At 72.3% G+C, this 20,345-nt stretch carries 9 protein-coding genes; 4 read left to right on the top strand and 5 right to left on the bottom strand.

Going from position 1 to position 20,345, the window contains the following annotated elements; genetic code table 11:
• Window positions 1-841: 841 nt before the first annotated feature.
• Together alc and allB are read right to left on the bottom strand one after the other, a co-directional pair.
• A complete protein-coding gene (alc, locus tag ABZX40_RS36075) occupies window positions 842-1,969 on the bottom strand; it encodes an allantoicase (RefSeq protein ID WP_355747158.1) in 1,128 nt (375 codons plus the stop codon).
• Between the two features lie 40 nt (window positions 1,970-2,009).
• The gene (gene allB, locus ABZX40_RS36070; RefSeq protein ID WP_355747221.1) at window positions 2,010-3,365 is read right to left on the bottom strand and encodes an allantoinase AllB; all 1,356 of its coding nucleotides are present in this window, start codon (window positions 3,363-3,365) and stop codon (window positions 2,010-2,012) included.
• A gap of 300 nt (window positions 3,366-3,665) precedes the next feature.
• On the opposite strand from allB, the gene ABZX40_RS36065 reads away from it, so the two are divergent.
• Complete coding sequence (locus tag ABZX40_RS36065) at window positions 3,666-4,460, top strand: IclR family transcriptional regulator (RefSeq protein WP_355747155.1); 795 nt, start codon at window positions 3,666-3,668, stop codon at window positions 4,458-4,460.
• Between the two features lie 136 nt (window positions 4,461-4,596).
• Here ABZX40_RS36065 and ABZX40_RS36060 read toward each other — a convergent pair whose 3' ends face one another.
• A complete protein-coding gene (locus tag ABZX40_RS36060) occupies window positions 4,597-4,884 on the bottom strand; it encodes a DUF5955 family protein (protein ID WP_355747218.1) in 288 nt (95 codons plus the stop codon).
• A gap of 259 nt (window positions 4,885-5,143) precedes the next feature.
• On the opposite strand from ABZX40_RS36060, the gene ABZX40_RS36055 reads away from it, so the two are divergent.
• Together ABZX40_RS36055 and aceB are read left to right on the top strand one after the other, a co-directional pair.
• On the top strand, window positions 5,144-5,752 hold the full coding sequence (locus ABZX40_RS36055; protein WP_355747152.1) for a nucleotidyltransferase family protein: 609 nt from the start codon (window positions 5,144-5,146) through the stop codon (window positions 5,750-5,752).
• A 266-nt stretch (window positions 5,753-6,018) separates the two neighbouring features.
• The gene (gene aceB / locus ABZX40_RS36050) at window positions 6,019-7,644 is read left to right on the top strand and encodes a malate synthase A (protein ID WP_355747149.1); all 1,626 of its coding nucleotides are present in this window, start codon (window positions 6,019-6,021) and stop codon (window positions 7,642-7,644) included.
• On the opposite strand, the gene ABZX40_RS36045 is transcribed toward aceB, so the two are convergent.
• Both ABZX40_RS36045 and ABZX40_RS36040 read right to left on the bottom strand, forming a co-directional pair.
• The gene (locus tag ABZX40_RS36045) at window positions 7,645-7,926 is read right to left on the bottom strand and encodes a SelT/SelW/SelH family protein (protein WP_355747146.1); all 282 of its coding nucleotides are present in this window, start codon (window positions 7,924-7,926) and stop codon (window positions 7,645-7,647) included. It lies immediately after the preceding gene.
• The gene (locus ABZX40_RS36040) at window positions 7,923-8,837 is read right to left on the bottom strand and encodes a HipA family kinase (RefSeq protein WP_355747143.1); all 915 of its coding nucleotides are present in this window, start codon (window positions 8,835-8,837) and stop codon (window positions 7,923-7,925) included. Before ABZX40_RS36040 ends, ABZX40_RS36045 begins: the two co-directional genes overlap by 4 nt.
• Window positions 8,838-8,985: 148 nt before the next feature.
• Between ABZX40_RS36040 and ABZX40_RS36035 the strand changes: the two genes are divergently transcribed.
• Complete coding sequence (locus tag ABZX40_RS36035) at window positions 8,986-20,277, top strand: hypothetical protein (protein WP_355747140.1); 11,292 nt, start codon at window positions 8,986-8,988, stop codon at window positions 20,275-20,277.
• The last annotated feature ends 68 nt before the right edge of the window (window positions 20,278-20,345 follow it).

The raw sequence follows: 20,345 nt of genomic DNA, 5'->3' as shown, positions 1-20,345 counted from the left end.
GGCCGCCCGGACCCCCGGAACTCATCGCCGGTCGCGGCGACACCGGGGGCCGCCCGGACCCCCGGAACTCATCGCCGGTCGCGGCGACACCGGGGGCCGCCCGGACCCCCGGAACTCATCGCCGGTCGCGGCGACACCGGGGGCTTGGGGGGCTCGCCCGCCATGCCGCGCGGTCCGGGTACGAGGGGCCCGGCGGGGTCCGTGGTGCCGAGGCCCCGGCGGGGTGCGCGCGGTCCGGGGGGCCGGTGGGGTGCGCGCGATCCCGGCGGGGTCCCGGGGGTCCGGGCGGGGTCCCGGGGGCCGAGCGAGGTCCCGGGGGCCGGGCGAGGTCCCGGCGGGGTCCGAGCGGCCCAGGGCTCCCGGGCCAAGGCCCCTTCCATTGAACGCCCGCGACGGCCGGGGCGCGCGTCGGGGCCCAGGCGGCAGGCCCTCATCGCCGGGTTCCTGGTGGCGGGCGCACAGGGCGGCGTCCTGGGGGCGGGGCGCGCAGGGCGGCCCCCGGGAGGCAGGCGCACAGGGCGGCCCCCGGGAGGCAGGCGCACAGGGCGGCGGCCTGGGGGCAGGGCGCCCAAGGCAGGCTCCTGGGTGCAGGCCCACAGGGCGGCCCCCTGGGTGCAGGGCGCCCAAGGCAACCTGCTGGGGGCGGGACGCCCAAGGCGGCCCCCTCTTGGCGGACGCCCAGCGTGGCGAGGCCGCGCGGGACCGCAATCGCCCGCACCGCCGAGATCCCGATACCGGACGCTCAGGACAGCGAGGCCGCCCGGGACCGCAATCGCCCGCACCGCCGAGATCCCGATGCCGGACGCTCAGGACAGCGAGGCCGCCCGGGACCGCGACCGCCCTACCCGCCGAGTTCCTGGTGGCGCGCGCGCAGGGTGGCGAGGCCGTGGTCCGTCAGGGTGCCGTGGAGGTGGAGGCGGGAGATGCCGCCGTCCGGGTAGATGTCGATGCGGGCGTGGGTGGCCGCCGGGGACGGGGCCGGGAGGGGGAAGCGGTGGGCGGTGTCGGGCTGGAGGCGGGTGCGCGGGAGGATCTCCCGCCACTCTTCCTGCTCACCGTCCGCCTCGTTGCGGACGGATACCGAGGCCCAGCCCGCGCTGTTGCCCTTGAGGTAGGCCGTATCGATGCCGATCGCGCGGATCTCGGACTCGGCGGTGAGCCGGTAGCTGATCCAGTCGTTGCCCCGGTCGCGGCGACGGCGGGTCTCCCAGCCGTCGTCCATCTTGCCGGAGCGGCCGGGCTGGATGGTGTGGGCGGCGGGTGAGTAGAAGAGGTCGGAGGCGTCCTCGACGCGCCCGCCGTTCTCCAGGGCCACCACGTCGAAGACCGACAGCGCAGCGAGCCACTCGGGGTCCGGGGCGACCTCGCCGTGGACCCGGAGCCGGGCGATCCCGCCGTCGGGGTGCTGGTTGACCCGCAGATGGGTGAAGCGCTGCTCCAGCGAGACGGCGAAGCCGTTCGCCGCGTGGCCGCCGACCGGGGTGCGCGGCACCAGGGTGGTCCACTTGACGCCGTCGGCGAGCAGGTCCTCCGGCGCGGGCGAGCCATCGGCGGCGGTGCCCTCGACCGACACCGACTGAGGGTAATTGCCGCGGAAGTGGGCGGTGTCGACGACGATCCCGCGGACGACGCCGGGGGCGCCGAGCCGGATCAGCGCCCAGTCGTGGTCCCCGTCGGCGGGCCAGGGGTGCCCGGCGGAGACCCCGCGGCGGCGCCGGGTCTCCCAGCCGTCCATGACCTTGCCCTTGTGCCCGAAGTGCCCGGGGTCGAACGCGGCCCGGCCGGGCAGCAGCAGATTCTCCCGCTGGGCGAAGAACTCGTCGTTGGCGGCGACGACCGAGGCGCCGAGCCGGCGGTCGGCGAGATCGGCGTACCGGGTGAAGGGGAAGTCGGCGGTGCGGTGGTCCGCGTACGGGTCACCGCCTCCGTAGGGCTGCGCGTCACCGGTGAAACTCGGAATCGCCGTCACGGGATCTCTTCTTCCTCTCGGGGAGTGGGAGGGGGGTTGGTCAGTGGGGGGTGGGGGTGGGCCGGGTGAGGAGGTGTCCCTTCGGTGGGGTGAACTCGCCGTCCGCGTAGATCTGTTCGCCGCGCAGCCAGGTGGACGTGACGACGCCGGACAGGGTGCGGCCCGCGTACGCGGTGACCCGGTTGCGGTGCTGGAGGGCCGCCGGGTCGACAGTGAACGTCTCATCGGGCGCGAGGACCGCAAAGTCGGCGTCGCGGCCGGGGGCGATGGCGCCCTTGCGGTGGTCCAGACCGGCCAGGGCGGCGGTGCGGGCGGACATCCAGCGGACCACGTCCGTGAGGTCGTGGCCCCGGGCGCGGGCGGCCGTCCAGACCGCGGGCAGGGAGAGCTGGAGACCGGAGATGCCGCCCCAGGCGGTGGCGAAGTCGGCGGTCTTGAGGTCGGCGGTGGACGGGGAGTGGTCGGTGACCACGCAGTCGATGGTGCCGTCGGCGAGCGCCGCCCACAGCAGATCCTGGTTGGCGGCCTCCCGGATGGGCGGGCAGCACTTGAACTCGCTGGCCCCGTCCGGCACTTCCTCCGCCGTCAGGGTCAGATAGTGCGGGCAGGTCTCGACGGTGACCCGGACGCCCTCGGCGCGGGCCGCCGCGATCAGCGGCAGGGCGTCGGAGGAGGAGAGGTGCAGGATGTGCACCCGCGCGTCCAGTCGTTTCGCGGCGGCGAGCAGCGCGGCGACGGCGGTGTCCTCGGCGGCGCGGGGGCGGCTGGCCAGGAAGTCGGCGTACCGGGGGCCGCCGTGCTGCGGGGCCCCGGCCAGCCGGTGCGGGTCCTCGGCGTGCACGATGAGCAGCCCGCCGAACCCGGCGATCTCGGTGAGCGCCCGGTCCAGCCCGGCGCGGTCCAGATGCGGGAACTCGTCCACGCCCGACGGTGACAGGAACGCCTTGAAGCCGAACACCCCGGCGTCGTGCAGCGGGCGCAGCTGCGCGGTGTTGCCGGGCAGGGCGCCGCCCCAGAAGCCGACGTCGACATGCGCTTTGTCGGCGGCGACCGCCTGTTTGACCTTGAGGTTCCCGGCGGTGGTGGTGGGCGGGAGGGAGTTGAGCGGCATGTCGATCAGGGTGGTGATGCCACCGGCCGCCGCCGCGCGGGTCGCGGTCCAGAAGCCCTCCCACTCGGTGCGGCCGGGGTCGTTCACATGCACATGGGTGTCCACCAGCCCCGGCAGCAGGGCCCGGTCCCCCAGGTCCACCACCCGCCTGCCACCGGCCCCGGCGTCATGGGGCAGTACGGCGGTGATGGTGCCGTCGGTGACGGTGACGGACGCCGGGCGGATCCCCTCGGGGGTGACGACCCGCGTCGAGCGCAGCACCAGGTCGGCCACCGGGTCCGCCACCAGGTCGGCCACCCGTTCATGGTCGGACACGCACACCCCTCTCCATTCAACGTTTTGTTGAAGTCGAATCTGCTGCTGGAGTCTTCACTCCCGCCCGAGCCCCGTCAAGAGGCACACTTCTTCCACGGTGCACCCGACACACACATCTGGACGTTTCCGCAAAGCGGAATTACACTTCCGGTGGGTAGAACCCTGGGGTTCCCTGGTGTCCCCAGGGGACCCCGGCTCCGCACCAGCGGGCAGCCGACCGGCCGCCGGGTAGGCTTCTGCCCTTCCTGCCCGCCCCGAAAGGAACGCGCCGTGCCGACGTCGAGCGCCAGCACCACCGACTCCGCCAAGTCCCAGCCCAGCGGCGGCGTCCAGTCCCTTGAGCGCGCCTTCGACCTGCTGGAGCGGATGGCGGACGCGGGCGGCGAGGTCGGCCTCAGCGAACTCTCCGCGAGCAGCGGACTGCCGCTGCCCACCATCCACCGTCTGATGCGCACCCTGGTCGCCTGCGGGTACGTACGCCAGCAGCCCAACCGGCGGTACGCGCTCGGGCCCCGGCTGATCCGGCTGGGTGAGTCGGCGTCCCGGCTGCTGGGCACCTGGGCCCGCCCCTACCTCGCCCGGCTGGTCGAGGAGACCGGCGAGACCGCGAACATGGCCCTGCTCGACGGCGACGAGATCGTGTATGTGGCGCAGGTGCCGTCCAAGCACTCCATGCGGATGTTCACCGAGGTGGGGCGGCGGGTGCTGCCGCACTCCACCGGGGTCGGCAAGGCGCTTCTCGCCGGGTTCCCGCCGGAGGAGGTGCGGGCTCTGCTGGCCCGGACCGGGATGCCGGCCGCGACGGAGAAGACGATCACCACGGCGGACGGCTTCCTCGCGGCGCTGGAGGATGTACGGCGCGCCGGATACGCGGTGGACGACAACGAGCAGGAGATCGGGGTGCGGTGCCTGGCCGTGCCGGTGCCGGATTCGCCCACGGCGGCGGCGATCTCCATCTCCGGGCCCGCGGGGCGGGTGACGGAGGAGGCGACGGAGCGGATCGTGCCGGTGCTTCAGGGGATCGCCCTGGAGTTGTCGGAGGCGCTCGCGAGTTCTGGCGCGTAGCCCCTGCCGGGGGGGGAGGTAGGGGGGCGGGTGCGGGTTGTGGTCGCTTCTCGCGCAGTTCTCCCCCAGCGGGGATGCCCCCAGCGCCCCTAAAAGATCCAAAAGACCTCAAAGACCAATAGCCCTCCCCCGGCCGCTAGGTCCTCGGCGATTCGGCGAGTGACTCCACCGCCCGCCTCACCTCCCCCAGGCCCCTTGACAGGGCGCTGACCGAGCCGATGGCCGCTGCGATGAGGAGGAGGGAGCGGCGCAGGCACGGGGGTTCGGGTGGGCCGTGGGTGACCATGGCGGCCAGGGCCGCGAGTTCGTCCTCGGCGATGGTGCGGTCCGGGAAGTCCGCCGGATGCGCGGCGAGTTCGCGGCGCAGCCGGGACACGGCGGTGCGCAGCTCCCTCACCCTCGGATCGTCACCACTGCCCGTCAGAGGCTTCTGCCCCAAGCTGTTGAACACAGTTCTCCCCCTGCGCACGCGCTCGTGCGCTGTCCCTTCGTGTTCCCGCCCTGTCGCCCGCCGGGGGTGGTCGGCACCGGCGGACGCGGGTCAGTAAACGCCACCCGGAGCGGCGCGCGCCACCACGCGGGCCGAAATTCAGTCCGCCGTGCGCGCCCCCGGCGCTCCGGGGAACGCGCGGTTGACTCCGCCGTGTGCGCCCCCGGGCGCACGGGTGGGGTAAGCAGGAGCCATGACAGAACGGGAAGACGGCCCTGGCCCGGTCGCCGGGGTACTGCTCGCGGCCGGTGGGGGGCGGCGGCTCGGCGGGCGGCCCAAGGCGCTGCTGACGCATCGGGGACGGCCGCTGGTGGAGCACGCGGTGGGAGTGCTGCGGACGGCCGGATGTGAGCGGGTGCATGTGGTGCTGGGGGCGGCCGGGGAGGAGGTGCGGGCACGGGCGCGGCTCGACGGGTGCGTGCTCGTGGACAACCCGGACTGGGCGCGGGGCATGGGATCGTCGCTGCGTGCGGGGCTGGACTCGCTGGCGGGGACGGGGGCCCGCGCGGCGCTGGTGCTGCTGGTGGACCAGCCCGGGATCGGCCCGGAGGCGGTCCGCCGGGTGCTCGGGGCGTACGCGGGCGGGCGCTCACTCGTCTCGGCCGCCTATGACGGCGTACGCGGGCATCCGGTGCTGTTCGGGGCCGCGCACTGGGAGGGGATCGCCCGGAGCGCGAGCGGGGATCAGGGGGCACGGGCGTATCTGAGGGCGCACGGGGCGCAGATCGCGCTCGTGGAGTGCGGGGACGTGGCGCGTGCGTACGACATCGACACCGAGGACGATCTCGGCCACCTTGAGTGAGTGCGGTGGCACCCTGCGCCACTTTGGCTCGAATCCGTGATTCTCGATATCGACAGACCGTTGAACTTCCACCATGAGGAAACTACTATCCACTGTTCAGAAGGGTCGTCCGTCTCTCTCGGGTGGGTGTCGCCCTTTTTGCCTGCATGGGCACCCGGTGCCACGCGTGTGCGTGGCGGCGATGCGCATGGTTCGCCGAAGCAGCCCGCCGATCTGGCCCGCCGAAATAGCTCGCTGAAGTAGCTCGCTGAAGGAAGTGACAGCTCATGTCCGCACCAGCGCCGTCTCCGCTGGCCATCGTCGACGCCGAGCCCCTGCCCCGGCAGGAGGAGGTCCTGACCGACGCGGCGCTCGCCTTCGTGGCCGAGCTGCACCGCCGGTTCACGCCCCGGCGGGACGAACTCCTCGCCCGCCGGGCGGAGCGCCGTGCCGAGATCGCCCGCACCTCGACCCTGGACTTCCTGCCGGAGACCGCCGCGATCCGCGCGGACGACACCTGGCGGGTCGCCCCCTCCCCCGCCGCGCTCAACGACCGCCGGGTGGAGATCACCGGCCCCACCGACCGCAAGATGACCATCAACGCCCTCAACTCCGGCGCCCGCATCTGGCTCGCCGACTTCGAGGACGCCTCCGCGCCCACCTGGGAGAACGTCATCCTGGGCCAGGTCAATATGCGCGACGCCTACACCCGGAACATCGACTTCACCGACGCCGTCTCCGGCAAGGCGTACGCGCTCAAGGCGGACGAGGAACTCGCCACCGTCGTGATGCGCCCGCGCGGCTGGCATCTGGGTGAGCGGCATCTCGTCGACGCCGACGGCACACCCGTGCCCGGCGCGCTGGTGGACTTCGGGCTGTACTTCTTCCACAACGCGCAGCGCCTCATCGACCTCGGCAAGGGCCCGTACTTCTACCTCCCGAAGACCGAGTCGCATCTGGAGGCCCGGCTCTGGAACGAGGTGTTCGTCTTCGCGCAGGACTACGTGGGCATCCCGCAGGGCACGGTCCGCGCCACCGTCCTGATCGAGACGATCACCGCCGCCTATGAGATGGAGGAGATCCTCTACGAGCTGCGCGAGCACGCCTCCGGGCTGAACGCCGGCCGCTGGGACTACCTCTTCTCCATCGTCAAGAACTTCCGCGACGGCGGTGAGAAGTTCGTCCTCCCGGACCGCAACGCGGTGACGATGACCGCCCCGTTCATGCGGGCGTACACCGAGCTTCTGGTCCGCACCTGCCACAAGCGGGGGGCGCACGCGATCGGCGGCATGGCGGCGTTCATCCCGTCCCGCCGGGACCCCGAGGTCAACAAGGTGGCCTTCGAGAAGGTCCGCGCCGACAAGGACCGGGAGGCCGGGGACGGCTTCGACGGCTCCTGGGTCGCCCACCCCGACCTGGTGCCGATCGCCATGGAGTCCTTCGACAAGGTGCTCGGCGACCGGCCGAACCAGAAGGACCGGCTGCGCGAGGAGGTGCGTGTGACGGCCGCCGAGCTGATCGCCGTCGACTCACTGGCGGCCAAGCCGACCTACGCGGGCCTGGTCAACGCGGTGCAGGTGGGGATCCGGTACATCGAGGCTTGGCTGCGGGGCATGGGCGCGGTCGCCATCTTCAATCTGATGGAGGACGCGGCCACCGCCGAGATCTCCCGCTCCCAGATCTGGCAGTGGATCAACGCGGGGGTCGTCCTCGACAACGGTGAGCCGGTCACCGCCGAACTGGCCCGCAAGGTCGCCGCGGAGGATCTGGCGGACATCCGCGCGGAGCTGGGCGAGGAGGCGTTCGCCGCCGGGCACTGGCAGCAGGCGCACGATCTGCTGCTGGCGGTCTCCCTGGACGCCGACTACGCCGACTTCCTCACCCTGCCTGCGTACGAGCAGCTCAGGGGTTAGTCAGTCGGCGGTGGCGGTCCGGTCGGAGTGGCCCAGGGTGCGTCCCGGGGCCACCCGGTCGCGGACCAGCCGCTTGACCGCCGTGGGCTCCGGGAAGCCCTGCTCACGGCGATCCCAGACCACCTCGCCGTCCACCCGGACCACGAACACCCCGCCGGTGCCCGGTTTGAGGGCCAGTTCGGTCAGCTCGGACTCGAAGGTGGTGAGCAGCTCCTGCGCCAGCCAGGCCGCGCGCGGCAGCCAGCGGCACTGGGTGCAGTACTCGATCTGAACACGGCTCATCCTGAATGCACCGACCCATCCTGTTCGACCTGTGGTCTGCCGTGCAGGTCGGGGACCTGCTGAAGCCAGGCCGGGCGGCCCTGCCGGGTCCTCGCGGCCCGCAGCTCCTCCTCGGCGGCGATCTCCTCGGACGTCGGGAAGCCGGTGGGCAGCCAGGCGGCGGACGCCCGCACCCGGGCCAGCAGAAACGCGACATACGCGGCGCGGGCCGCGTCCGGGGTCGCGAACCCCGGCTCGTCCGCCAGCCAGGCGTCCGGCACCTCGGCGGCGATCCGGGTGAGCAGCTCCCCGGTCACCTTGGGCGCCAGCTCGGCATCGGCGGCGGTGACATCCGGGCCGTAGGACCCGAGGGCGTGATGGCGGAAGTCGTAGCGCCTGGCCGGGTCGGTGGTGTCCCAGCGGTGGTGGAAGACCAGGGCCGCCCCGTGGTCGATCAGCCACAGCCGGGGCGGGACGGTGCCCAGGGTCGGCCAGATCATCAGGTTGGAGCTGTGGATCGTACGGTCCACATTCACGGTGAGCGCGTCCAGCCAGACGATCCGGCCCGCCTCCGCCGGGTCGACCCGGAACGTCCCCGCGACCTCGGGGGTGAAGTCCCGGGCGCCCGGCAGATAGTCCATGCCGAGATTGAGCCCCGCACTGGCCCGGTGCAGCGCCCGCACCTCCGCGTGCGGTTCATCGGCGGCGATCTCCGGGTCGAAGTGCGCCAGCACCAGCTCCGGGAAGCGCAGCCCGAGCGCCCGCGCCAGCTCCCCGACGATCACCTCGGCGACCAGCGCCTTGCGGCCCTGCGCGGAGCCGGTGAATTTCAGGACATAGGTACCGGAGTCGTCGGCCTCCACCACACCCGGGACGGAGCCGCCGGAGCGCAGGGGCTCGACGTACCGGGTGGCGGTGACCTCTCTGAGCATTCCTCCAGGTTATACGGCGAGGCTCCCGTTGATGCAGGCTCCCTGCCCCACCAGACGCGGACCCGGACACGCAGACATGAACAGTGATGACAGCTCGTAGTCTTGCGAGCGTTCTGGCACGGCACGCACGAGGGACTCGGGCAACTGCATGGTTTCTGATGAGCTGAACGGTCTGTTCCTCGTGTTGACCGGGCAGCAGATGCCCGATGCCGACCCGAAGTTGATGCGCCTCCAGCTGGTGGCACCGCAGCGTGAGCTGGAGGCACAGCTCACCGAGGTGCAGGAGCTGGTGGTGCGGCTGGCCCAGTCGGTGGCGGGTGAGTCGGACGGTCGGTTCAGCGAGGCGTACTACGAGGCGATGCTGACCCTGGCGCAGCCGGAGGGCCGGGCCGTGCTGACGGGTCTGCGGGACGCGGCGCGGCAGTTGGGCGACGCCATGGAGGAGTCGGCCTATCAGGTCGAGTATCTGAATCTCATGATCGCGTTCCAGCTGGGCATGTTCCTGGTGGAGTTCGCGGCGACGTTCGTGATGGCGCTCTTCAATCCGACCCAGGCGCTGATGCGGCAGGCGTTCCTGCGCAATCACTACGGCAGGCTCCTCGCCAGCCTCAAGTTCAGGGTGCTGGCGGCCATCGTGGAGCAGCAGGTGCTCCAGGTCGGGCTGGCGGTGGCGATGGACCGGCTGGCGCAGTGGAGGCTGGCGCGGCAGGGCAAGCACACCCGCCATGGGAAGTCGTATCTGACGCAGGCGGCGGGGTCCGGGGCGGTGGCCGGGTTCGTCGCGGTGCCCGTCCAGTTCGCCGCGTCCTGGCTGGCGCAGAACCTGCTGAAGGGGACGGCCCGCGGTGCCGGGGACGGTCTGTTCGACGAGCTCGATACGGCGCTGGCCGGGCGGCCGGGTGGGCCACCGGTCAAGGATGCCGCCGACCCGCCTGAGCGCGGGGCGGTGCCGAAGCCCGTGCCGAGGCCCCGGCCGGGTCAGGACGCCGACGGTTTCACCGGGAACACGGACACGGTGTTCGCGAGAGCCTTCGCCGATCAGGTGTCCGGTGTGGTGGGGCGGTTGTCGCGGGCCGGTGACCCGGTCACCGTGGGCCGGTCGTTCGTCGACGGCATGGGGGAGGTCTTCGCCCGCCGGTTCGGTGACGGCATGGGCGGCGACGGTCCCGCGCGGAGGCTGGGCAGGGACTGGGCGGACGCGTTTCTGGGGAACCTCGACCGCGACGGTCTCGGTGACGCGCTGCGGTCGGTACTGCTCGACGGGCGGTTACCGGTGTCCGGGCTCGGCGACGACGTGGTGCGGGTCATGTCCCAGCGGGTGGGGCACTGGTTCGGGCCACGGGGATGGGGCGGCAAGCTCCTGGAGTTCTCCGTCCATGGCCTCGGCGACGGTGTGACCGGCGTCGGTTCGGAGGTGGTCTACAACGTGATCACCCAGCAGAAGGTGAGCATCAGCGGTGGCGCCTTCCTGACCGCGATCTCCAGCGAACGCTTCGCGGACGCCTTCACCATGGGCGCGGACTGGCTCGCGGCCAAGTTCAAGCTGCCGGACCTGAACTTGAGTCTGAAGAACGCGGTCCTGAACGTGGGTGGGCCGGGGCCGCTCTCCACGACCAGTACCGACAACGGCACCACCGACCACGGCACCACCGGCGGAGCCTCGGCCCCGACCCGAGCCGTCACCGGCGACATCGACACCGGCCCGCCCGCGACCGGCATCGGGGGCGGTACGCGGTTCGAGGGAGTGGGTCCGGTGTCCGGCCCGCTGAGCGGCGTCGGCGCCTTCGACGTACCGGGCATGCCTGGTTTCGGCCCCACGCCGGTTGTGAGCACCACCGCCCACGGTTCCCTGAGCGATGCCTCACCGGAGAGTGCGGGGGGACTGGGCGAGCCGCTGAACGGCGGCCCGCGCCTCGACAGCCCGACGCCGACCCCCGACCGGCCCGGCGAAGTGCCAGTGCCGGAAAGGGTGGCGGAGACGGTGCCGGAGAGGGTGGCGGAGACAGGGGCGGGCAACGGTCGGGAGCAGCCGTCCGCCCCGCAGCAGCGACAGGGGCCCGCGCTCCCGCCGCTCCCGCCGCTCGTCGGGCCGGGCACCACACCGGGGGAGCCTCTCGGCGCGGTGCGGAACTCGGCCGACGTACCCAGGACCGGAGACACCAGGTCCGCCGACCCCAGAACCCCGGAGCCCAGGCCCGCCGAGCCCCGGCCAACGGTCGGTCAGCCCCTCAGCGACCGGCCCACGACCGCCAGCACCCACACACGCGGTGACCTCTTCACCGCACTCACCTCCGTGCCGGACACCCGCGCAGACGAGACGGATGTATCGGACCTGGATTCCGACAACGTCAGCGTCGTCTCCCGGGACAGCGACGACTCGGCTCTCACCGTGAGCACCGACTTCACCGACTTCACCGATGTCACCGAACTCACCGACATCGACCCCGACCCCCAACCCACGCCCCCTCCCCCAACCTTCGGCGTCCACAGCGAGCAGCGGCTGCGTACCGCCGTGGACGCCGCGATCACCGCCGTCCGTGCCGAGTCCGACGCGGCGGACGGCACGAACCGCACGGACCGCACAAACCACACAGGCGCCACGAACCGCACGAACGCCACAGATCGCACGGACGACCACGCACACGGCCCGGACACCACCCGGAGCACCCCGCCCCCTCCCAACCGCCTCGACTGCTTCCTCCTGCTGGAGCACCTCGTCAGCCGGCTCTACCCGGCTGCCTCCGACACCCCGTTCCCCCGCGCGGTACGGGCCGCGGCGTCCGTCGACGACAGTGTCATCCGTACCCGAGACGCCGAGGAGCGCCTGGCGCCCGGTCCCGGATGGGGCCCCGTCACCTCCTGGCAGGACCTGACCGAGGGGCTCGCCCACCTCGGTCCGGGCTCGACCGCGCTGATCCTCACCCAGCACCGGTCCGGCGCGGGGCATGCCTACGCGCTGTACCAGAGCGATGAGGGCGTCCGCTGGGTCGAGCCGCAGGCGGAACGTTCCGACAAGCGAGTGCGCGATGCGCTGCCCGCGCACTGGCCGTTCCGGACCCGTGCCGTCCTGATCGCCTCGGACGGGCGGATCACCGACCCCGCACAGCCCCTCGTCGGCGCGGAGGGGAAGGCCGCCGCGCATCCGCTGCGGACCGACCCGGCCGAAGCCATGGCCACGGTGCGGCGCACGGCCACGGTCGACGCTCTCGTCGACCCGCCCGGCAGCAATGAGTTCCACGGGCTGGGCTTCGAGGTGGAGCTGCTGTATCCGCTGGAACTGCCGCCGGGGGTGCAGCCTCCTCTGGAGGAGAAGGACGTACTGGCCCGTCATGTGTCGGGGGCGGAGCTGGTCGTCGACAAGCGGACGTTCTTCATCGCCGCCGACGGGACCGTTCACGCCTACGCCAGAGCCGCAGGGCCGGGGGCCAGGGCGGAGTGGAGGTTCATCCCGGAGCTGGCGTCAGCGCCCTCGGCGGTCCTGGCCGGTGAGGACTGGTCGCCGGCGGCGGAGGCGTTCGCGGTGCACAGGGACCTTCGGCTGGCCCTGGAACGCACGGACACAACGGGCAGCACCCTCAACCTCGCGACCCTGCTGGATACGGTTCCGGGGTGGACGGTGGAGCCCCGGATGACCGAGGTCTGGGTGACTCCCTCCCCTGCGGGGCCCGGCCACGCCGCCTACAGTCAGCTCACGGTGGGTGTCCCCACCAGCGGGTTCACCGCCATGCTCGATCTGGCACGGGCCCGCCTGGAGCAGGAGTGGCTGACGCCGCTCGTGGACGCGGCGCGGGACTACGCCGACCGCCTCACCGCGCTGTACGCCGAGGAGTTGCTGGGGCGGCGGCCGGAACCGTCCGAGTACCCCTTCCTGTCCCGGCTGCCGGGCCTGGCCGAACTGCACGGCTACGCCTGGGTGGGCTTCAACCATGTCGCCGCGTATCCCTTCCACCGGTTCGAGCGGCCGGACACGCTCCCCAAGAACCTGCTGCCGGGCGCGTTGCGTACGCCGTTCCACCAGGTGAGGGAGGCGCTCGCACCGGGGGTCGTCGGCTTCCTGGACCGGCGGACGGACGACGCCACCCGGCTGTTCCTGGAGCGCATGACGGCCCTCTACCGCGAGGTGGAGCCCGAGGTGGACGGGGACCAGCTCACCGACCTCCTCTCGGAGACGTACACGGACGAGGCCGAGGGCGAGTCGCACACGCTCGGGGACCGGCTCTCGACCGTGCTGAGCGGCACCTCGTCGCTGGGTGCCCCGCTCACCCAGTGGCAGATGACCGGTATGCAGGACTACGACGGGCTGGACGACAACGAGGGCGGGACCGATCCGCCGCTGGTCCTGATGGAACTGCGCCGCTACACGCCGCGCCCCGAACTGCGTCAGGGCCCCCGGCGCACGAGCATGACGCCCGACGCGCTGGAAGCCTCGTTCGACGAGGTCAGGGCGGTGGCCGCCCGGTCCCACCATGAGGCCCGCACGCTCGCCCCCGCGGACACCACCGGCCTGGGCGACCTGCTGAACAGACGCCTCGCCGACCCTTTGGTGCGCCAGGTCGGCCAGGTCTTCGGCGCGCTGGAGGACACGGTGGAGACCGACGACAAGGGGGCCCGGTGGCGCGCGCTGACGGTCCCGGGCAGTGCCGCGCTGGCCGAGGCCGTGCTCGACCACGCCGAGCGAGGAAACCGCGAGGAGGAGGTCACCGCCCTTCTCAGCAAGCTCCACCAGACGCTCGGGCAGCGGCTCTACGGCACCCGGACGGCCGGAGGGGTCCCGTACCCCGCGCTCCGGGACCGCTACCAGCGGGCCCAGGAGGACATCCAGGTCGCTCTGCGGGGCCTCGCGGGGCAGGGCTGGGACGCCGATCAGCGCCCCGGGACAGCCGGTCCGGCCCGCACCCGGCACACCCGACAGCGCAGCCTCCACCAGCCCTACGTCCTGAACGCGGACCTCAACGCGGTCATGGACGCGGGGCTGGACCGGATGATGGCCGACCTCCGGGCCGACGCCAGGGCACGCCTCGCGCAGGTGCTGGCGCGAGGCGTGCCGTTGAACCCGCCGTCCCGGCCCGTCGGTACGGCGGCGACGAGGAGCCTGCCCGCCCCCGGCACGGGCAGGGTCGCCCACCCGCCTCACGAGTCCGGCCGGACGGGCGGGGAGGCGCGGCCCGGTGACGACGCGTCGGCGGGTCGTATGCCGCCGGATCCGGTCACGGGCTCCGGCCACGGGTCGCCGCGGCCCCCCGGCCGCCCGGCCGACGGTGACGACGCGTCGGCGGATCGTGTGCCGCCGGATCCGGTCACGGACCCCGGCCGCGGGTCGCCGCGTCCCACCGGCCGCCCGGCCGACGGTGACGACGCGTCGGCGGATCGTGTGCCGCCGGATCCGGTCACGGACCCCGGCCGCGGGTCGCCGCGTCCGTCGGGCCGCCCGGCCGTCCGTACGGTGGCGGCGCTGCGCACGGTCGTGGACACCGCCGTGGACACCGCCCGCCGGTCCGGGCGGCTGCCCGGCGACGATCTCCACTCCTGGGGCGCGTGTGTGATCCTGCTGGAGTCCCTCACCGCCGTCCTGCATCCGCCCCGGCCGCTGGACGCGCGACGGGTACCGGCCGCCGCGCACAGCGATGTGCGCTCCCCGACCACGGTGGACGACTCCGTCCTCGACACCGGCACCGGCACCGGTTCCGCCGGGCCTCGTCCGGTGCACGGTGCGGGACGGGCGACCGAGCAGCGCCTGGCGCGGGGGCCGGGCTGGGCGACCGTCTTCTCGTGGCAGGCGCTGGAGCAGGCCCTCGCCCTCGTCGGTCCGGGCGCCACCGCGCTGATCCTGACCCGGCGCCCCCATGACGACGGCCATGCCTACGCCGCCCATCAGACGGACGAGGGGATCCGCTGGATCGAGATGCAGGCGGAGCCGGGCGCGCGGATCACCGAGGACCGCCCGGTCACCGCCCCGCACACCGTCGGCCGGCGGATCACGGAGGCCCTCGCCGTCACCTCCCCGGGGACCACCGGACCGGGCATCGGTCCCGGCCGGGGAGACACCCCCGCCCTGCACACCCGGGCGGTGATCATCGCTCCGGACGGGACGGTCACCGATCCCACCCGGCCGGTCCGCCGCGACGGGACCGAGGCCGACCACCCGCTCGGCCCCGCGCCCCGCCACCGTGTCCCGGATGCGGACGCCCTGACCGACGCGCCCACGTCGTCCGTGTTCCACCGGATCGGCTACGAGGTCGAGTTGCTGTTCCCGCTGAGCTGGGACGGGAAGCAACTCCAAGCCGGGATGGTGCTGGCCCGGCACCTGATCGCGGGCCGTCCCAGCGGGGCACAACTCGTCGTGGACGCCCACCAGTTCTTCCAGTCCGGTACCACCCTGCACGGATGGCGGTCCCAGGCGGGGCCCGGCGCCCAGCCTCGGGGCCTGTTCATCCCGGAACTGGTGGGAGCGCCGCTCCGGGCGCTGCGGGAGGACCGGGGGGCCGGGCGGGACGTGGGGTTCGCCCTGCACAGAAGCGTGCGCGCGATGCTGGGGCGGTCCACCGGCCCGCGGCCCAGGACGCTGGTGGACCTGCTGAGCGAGGACCCCTCCTGGGAAGTGGCGCCCGGGATGGAGTCCGTCAGGGTCCATCCCTCGACGGCGGGTCCGGATCACCCCGCCTACACCCAGTTCACCGTCGGGGTACCCGTCGCGGGACTCACTCCCCTGCTCGACCTCGCGCGCGGGCGGCTCCGGGTCAATCAGCTGATTCCGCTGGTCGACACGGCCCGCAGCTTCGCGGACACGGTCACGGAGCGCTATGCCGGGGAATCGCTCGGACAGCAGGAGCAGGGCGCCCAGTGGACGCTGGAGGCGCGGCACCGCCCGTTCCTCGCCTACCTCCCCGCCCTGACCGAACTGCACGGCTATCTGCAGATGGGTTACCTGCATGCGGCGGCGCTCGCCTACCAGACGCACGTCCAGCCGGAGCGGATCGTGAGGAACATGATCCCGGTCGCGTCCCGGGTGGCCTTCCCCGATCTGCACAGAGCGTTGAGCACACCGGCCAGGCACTTCCTGCTGAGGAACCGCGACCACATCACGCAGTTGTTCGGCACCAGTCTGACCGAACTGCTGCGCGCGACCGCGCCGAACGTGACGAACCGGGTCCTGGCACGGATCATGGACACCCGGCCCGACGTTTTCGAGAGTCCCCGGCGGAGCCTGGACACGGTGCTGATGGGACCGGCGACGCCGGGCGGCCCGGTCCACCTCACGTCCATGACGACGATGGCCGAGATGGGCATGGACACCAGCCTCGGCGCGAACCGCCCCCTGGCGCTGTTCGAGTTGCGGCAGTACTCGCCCCGCCCCGATCTGCGTCAGGGCACCGGCACCATGAGCAGGTTCATGACCGCCGACGCCCTGGAGGCGTCCTTCGACGAGATCGCCAGGACCGCCCAGCACGCCTACGACCAGAGCGCCCGCTTCGCCGCCTACCGGGCCTCCCGGCTCCCCGCCGTGTGGCGGCAGTACCTCCAGCACTCCCTGGTGGAGCGGATCGGCGCGCTCCTGGCATCCGTCGAGGGCCTGACGGAAGCCGGGCCCGACGGCCGTCCGGGTCCGGTCCTGCCCGGCGACATCGCCGCGGAGCTGGCCGCCGCTGCGGTCCAGCACGCCTCGGGCCTCAGTCTGCCCGACAACACCGCCTGGCAACTCGGGGTGGTGCACCGGAAGCTGCGGGACCTGCACACCATGACGGGACCGGACTCCGGCGCGCCCGAGGCGATCCGCGCCCGCCACTCGGCGGCACTCGCCGCCGCGGACAGTGCCGTCGTGGCCGTCGAGGCGGCCGGGCACGCGCAGCGGCAGGCCACCGAGGCGGGCCCGTCCCGTGAGACCCGCAGCGGAAAGAAGTACGCCCCCTACCCGTCCCCCCACACCATCACCCGCATGGTGAACACGGACGACGCCATGGACAGGGGTCTGCGGGCGGTGTTCGGGCAGCAGGGCGACGGCGCGTTCACCGGCCCGGACGGCGCTCCGTCGCCGCTGCCCCCGCTCCGTCAGCTCCAGGGGCTCCACGGCGGGGTGAGCCATGGCGAGTTCACCGCGATCACCGGCGCGGAGGCCGGTCTGCTCTCCGGGGCGGTGCTGCGTGCCGTCCTGCACGGCCTCGCCGGCAGCCTCGCCGTGTCCGCCCTGCTGTCCGGCATCGGGCCGACGCCGCGGAACGTCTGGAAGGAGGGGACCGGACCCGGGCGGACGCACCCCGTCGTCAACCGGTCGGCGCCGCCGCCGCGGCGTCCGGAGCCGGACGGCCTCGGCGGCGACCGGCCCGGCCCCGCCCGTCTCGCACCGACGGACGGCACCCCGGCCCGCACCGACGCGCAGGGCGCCCCCGGCACCACCCCCGGGTCTCTCTCCTCGGCGCAGCGCGTGTTCGACATCCTGTCCGGCACGCCGGACGACCCGGACCGAACGGTCGCCCCCGCCGACACCGCCGATACCGCCGATACCGCCGAGGGCACCGGTCTCCCCGGCACCTCGTACGGCCCCGGTCCCACCGCCGCCGGGAAGCGGCCCGCCGACGGACTCTCCCCGGCGGTCGACGCCGACGACCCTGCCTCCGCGACGGCGTTCGAAGAGGCGCTGGCCGACCACGGCCTCTCGGACATACCGCCGTCCTGGGTGCGGCGGGCCATGCTCATCCACCCCGCACCCATCGACCTCGGCCCCGCCACCACCACGACAACAAACCCACAGGAGCACCGGCAGACGTACTGGCGGCAGATCCAGCGGATCGCCGAGGCCCTCCAGGACACCTTCCCCACCGCCGACCCCGCCGACAGCCTCCCCGGCACACCGGACCCGTCCGACCGCCACGCCACCGAAACCCGCATCGTCAGCGACATCACCGGAGTCCCGCCACGCCCCGCCCCCGGTGTTCGCGGCGGTGCCCCGAACAAGAGGAACGAGAAAGGCGGAAAGGAGGAGAAGGAGAGCGAGCGCTCCAGTCCTTACCCCCCTGCCAAATCCAGGCAGGGCAACCTCTCCGGCGCCAAATTGGCCGAATTGATCCGGAGATACTATGAGCAGAACCCCAAAAAGGTGGGCGTAATGCCCAAAAAAGCGGAGGTGTTCGAAGGGCACAATATCGGAGGGCACTTCGAACGACTCAAGATCGGCAGAAGCGACGACCCGACACTGCGGGACGCCCTGACGGAGGCGGGTTTCCATTTCACCACGGAGAACAAGAAGATCAAACTCCTCGACCGGCGCGGAACGAATTGGGCCGCAATCCTCCGGAAGTACGCCAGCACCTACCCCCAGAGGCGAGGCGTAGTACCCGACAAGAACGCCACATTCGACGGGCACAATATCGGAAGCTTCTTGAACGGCATCAAGTCGACCGCCCGGAAGGACGATCCGGATCTTCGCGCGGCACTGCTGGAATCAGGTTTCGAGCTGGCCGACCTGCACAACTTCATCCTCCTGAAGTCCGAAAACCAGAAGCCCAACTCGGAATGGGCTGAGATAACCCGGAGATTCTATGCCGAGAACCCCGAAATGAGAGGCTTCACACCAGCCGAGTCCACCGTGTTCGAAGGTGAGAACTTCGGAACGTTCCTGAGAAACCTGAAGGCGACGGGCAGACTGTCCGACCCGGTTTTGCGCCGCGCGTTCGAGGACGTGGGGCTGGCCTTCTCGGAGTCGCGCGGCAGGATATGGCTGCACAGCGAATCGCGGCACGCTGCTGCCGTTCGGTCGGGCGGCCTGCGGCGCCGGGCCGCCGAGCAGGGACTGCGGGTGGAGGACATCGTCCGGGACGGGGACTGCTTCATGCATGTGCTGGCCCGGGTGATCCCTCAGCAGGACGGCAACGGGGTCCCGTGGCAGGCACAGCAGTTCCGCACCAGCCTGTCGTTCGGCCTGTTCGACGACCTGACGCGACCGCCGGGGCAACGGCGCTACTGGAGCGGGGCGCTGGACTTCACCGCCCGGACCATGTGGGCCGAGGACGCGGCCCTGCGGTCGGGGAGGTCGCGCGACGATCCGGGCTTCATGGACGCGGTGAACGAGGCCCAGCAGTGGTTCGGCGACGACCAGCGGTTGCAGATCGCCCATGACATCGGGAACGCGGGCCAGTACAACAACGTGACCGGGGATGTCGCACCGCACGCGGCGGCGAGGATCTTCGGCCGGAGACTGCGGGTGTGGAACTGGAACGGCGTCCAACTGACCCCGTACACGGTCGTCGGGCCCCATGACGGCGAACCCCCTGTGCCGGGGGCGCCCGCCGAGCCGGCGTACGAGACGGTCGACGTGGTCCGTGAGATCGGCGGCCCGGACGGCAGTGAGCACTGGCAGCCGGCCTTCCCGCTGCCGCAGACGGCAGCGCCGCCCCGGCGCATCCCGGTGTACGACGTCCAGCACCTCGACCAGAGCTGGGCCGTGCACACCATGGCGCCCGAGGACGCCGACGCGCCGATGGACGAGGACGAGGAACTGCGCATCACCTCCTACGTCGAGTACCGGCTGCACCCCGACCCGGACATGGACAACGCCTTCCCCTGGCGCGACCCGGCCGATCCCCTGCACCGGGTGCGCCCGGAGTTCGCCGATGAGAACGGCCGTCCGCACCCGAACGTCACCGCGACCGAGGCCGACTTCGCCCGCGAGGGGAAGAAACGACTCCTCGCCAGGCTCGGGCAGAATCCGTTCCGGATGAATCTCTCGCCCCAGCAGTGGGATCAGGTCTGGTCGGCCGTCCTGGAGGACGTTCTGCGCGAGGTCCAGCGGCTCATCCGGCACGAGCAGGCGCCGCCCAGGGCGGTGGTCCGCACCGTGCAGGCCCGGCACACCCGCCCGCACGAGAGCATGCTGATCGGGCAGTACGGCCTCTTCCTCGCCGATCCCGCCCGCCCCTCCGGCCCGGTGGACGACTCCACCCCGGCGGACCTCACCCACGTACCGCGGGAGCAGCTGCCGCTGCTGTCCAACGGCAGGATCCTGGGCCTCTATGTGGCTGCCTCGATGCGACCGCGTGAGGTGGACGCCTACCGGCAGACCCACCAGACCGTCTTCCCCGGCTACGCCCTCGAACTGGAAATGGGCACCCAGACGCTCACGATGAGCGCCGAGGGCGCCGCCAACGCCATGCCCTTCGCCAACACCGCGGTCCTGCCGGGAGAGGGTGCCCTGCGCTACGACCACTCCGTCATCAACACCGCGTTCGTCGAACTCAAAATCCGTATGACGCAGCGCAACGGCACCGTCCGCTGGTGGCCCATCGCGGCACTCGTGGCCTTCGACAACGCCGTCTCCCCGGCCAATCCCGAGGGAATGATCGTGCTCGACTACCGGGACAACTACCTCGGCCACCTCAAGGCGGAGATCACCACGATCAAACCCGAACCCGAGGAGCCCGCACTCGACCGCGACCGCACCGCCCCATGACGAGGAGCCCGCGACACTGCCTCCCGCTCCTCCGGCCGCCTCTGCTCGGGCAGCGGTCGTCCGGGCCA

Source organism: Streptomyces sp. NPDC004610, from assembly GCF_040609715.1.
Classification (GTDB): Bacteria; Actinomycetota; Actinomycetes; order Streptomycetales; family Streptomycetaceae; genus Streptomyces.
The sequence above is the reverse complement of the archived record's forward strand: the minus strand, read 5'-3'. Positions and strand labels throughout refer to the sequence as shown.

Excerpts from the sequence above, each read along its gene's own strand:
- ABZX40_RS36040 (WP_355747143.1), bottom strand. The coding sequence starts at position 8,837 with ATGCTCAGAGAGGTCACCGCCACCCGGTACGTCGAGCCCCTGCGCTCC.
- ABZX40_RS36035 (WP_355747140.1), top strand. The coding sequence starts at position 8,986 with ATGGTTTCTGATGAGCTGAACGGTCTGTTCCTCGTGTTGACCGGGCAG.
- ABZX40_RS36055 (WP_355747152.1), top strand. The coding sequence starts at position 5,144 with ATGACAGAACGGGAAGACGGCCCTGGCCCGGTCGCCGGGGTACTGCTC.
- ABZX40_RS36045 (WP_355747146.1), bottom strand. The coding sequence starts at position 7,926 with ATGAGCCGTGTTCAGATCGAGTACTGCACCCAGTGCCGCTGGCTGCCG.
- aceB (WP_355747149.1), top strand. The coding sequence starts at position 6,019 with ATGTCCGCACCAGCGCCGTCTCCGCTGGCCATCGTCGACGCCGAGCCC.